The organism is Leptolyngbya cf. ectocarpi LEGE 11479 (genome assembly GCF_015207065.1).
GTDB lineage: Bacteria > Cyanobacteriota > Cyanobacteriia > Phormidesmidales > Phormidesmidaceae > Leptothoe > Leptothoe ectocarpi.
Genome location: NZ_JADEXP010000591.1, coordinates 1 through 1,934 on the forward strand (window position 1 = coordinate 1; position 1,934 = coordinate 1,934).

At 50.1% G+C, this 1,934-nt stretch carries 2 protein-coding genes; both read right to left on the bottom strand.

Annotated features, from left to right (window positions below; translation table 11 throughout):
* The coding region (locus IQ260_RS30235; protein WP_407657774.1) for a GAF domain-containing protein at nucleotides 1–284 on the bottom strand (284 nt) is incomplete at its 3' end.
* A 40-nt stretch (nucleotides 285–324) separates the two neighbouring features.
* Nucleotides 325–1,821, bottom strand: coding sequence for a response regulator (locus IQ260_RS30240; protein WP_322745087.1), 1,497 nt, complete (start codon nucleotides 1,819–1,821; stop codon nucleotides 325–327).
* Between the last annotated feature and the right edge of the window lie 113 nt (nucleotides 1,822–1,934).

Below are 1,934 nucleotides of genomic sequence, written 5' to 3' on the forward strand. Positions count from 1 at the left end.
TTTAAGAACATCTCACGGGCATGCTCTGGAATGTCGTCTGCGGGAAATCGATGTCCTAATAACGAGGGTAAACGCTGCTCCCTGATGGCTTCTGCAATCACTTCACCGCTGCCATCTTCGTCAAACCGGTAAACTTTGACTCGATCTGTTCCCAAAAAATGACGCATTTCATCGACGGTCGCCCTTAAAATTTGGGGTAGTTCAATTGACTGACGGATGCGATCGGTCATCCGATGCAGCAATTCTTCACGGGTTTTAATGAGTCGAGCGGATTGGGAGCGCATGGGTAAAACAGAATCGCAAGGATTCTCTCAACAGACGGGGCTAGTTTGTCAGGACATGTTTATCGACCAGGGTGGCTATTGTCTGCTGAAGCTGGGAGCGCCTGAGCTGATCGCAGAGACGGACTAGGAGATCCGAGTCAGCTAGAGATTTTTCGACTAGATCGTTCGCCCCGGCTCTGAGGGCAGCTGTTTTGATGTTGGCATCACCGTGGGCGGTGAAAAAGATAATGGGTAATTGGTTCCAGGCCGGTGCCTGACGGATCGCACGGCAGAGTTCAATGCCGTTGAATTCAGGCATTTCTATGTCTAATAGCAGCAGATCTGGGGACGATGCCTGTAGGGTGCTCCAAAAATCGATGGTGTGATTGAGGGTAACAAGCTGTAATCCTTCAGGCTCTAAGAGCAGTCGCAGCGCTTCTAGCACCTGAGGATCATCGTCTACGGCTAATACTGTATTGGCAGATTTTTGGAAATGCGATCGCACTTCCAAAATGCTCTCCAGTAGCGTAGAGACATCTGGATTGTGCAGAAACGAATGACTACCCAGCTGGGCCGCTCTGACCCGGCTGGCCACACTGCCCTCAGCGCTACTCACTAGCACCAGCAGCGATGGAATCTGATTGATCAGCTTTGACAACCGCATCAGCGTAACGTTATCCATGGTGACCAGAGAACAATTGAACAGAACCACGTTTGGCACCGTTTCTTCTGGCTTTCGATGTTCTAAATGCTGATGGCCATTGGTATGTTCTAAAGACGACTGAGCTTTGAGTTTTCGCTGCAGCGTGTGTAACGTGGCCTCGTTCAGAGCGATGTCTACCCGCAGTTCTTGCGATTGAAGTGCCTGTTCCAACTGCCGTAACAACGGTAAATTTTCGTCAATCAGCACTAACAGAGGGGGAAGCTGTCGCGATTTTGCCTGCTCCAGTCGACTGAGGGCTTGATGGAGCTGTTCTGCTAACGCATTAACCAGCTCAGAAAGTTGTTGATGCTCGGAGGCAACGGGGACATCCCCCTGTAAAATTTTCTCAATGGCACTGGCCAAGTCAGACCCCGATTTTAGACCAAAAACTCCCAAGGCCCCGGTAAGACTGTGGGCAGCCTGGGCAGCGGCCTGTCGTAAATCGTGGGTGAGTTGATCTTGCTGTAAGGCTTGATGCGCTCGTTTAATCAGTGCGAGCCGTTCGAGATGTTGAGGCTTGACTGAATGCCAGAGTGTGCCTAAAGCCTCTCGGGTCTTCTTTTGCTGAGAGACGCGCTTAGTGCTTGGGGAAGTAGAGTCAGCGGACTGAGGCTTAGGTGGGACAACAGAGCTAAGACGATAGCCCACACCATATACGGTTGTGATCACATCGCTGGGCGCACCCGCTGCGGTTAGCTTTCGTCGCAGTCCCTTGATGTGAGACGTTACCGTATCTTCTCCAGGGGCTTCGCTACAGTTCCAGAGATGATCTAAAATTCTCCCTCGGCTAAACACCTGGGATGGATTTCTCAAAAATAACTCTAGCAGACCGTACTCTTTACAGCAATTCCAAATTCAAACGGCATCAATTTATACAGAAATAAAGGACATAAGGTTAATGAAGATAGAAACGACCCTGTTGATGTGAGTTCCGGTTATGGTCCCTATTTCTCTGAGTTTCGGTGTGC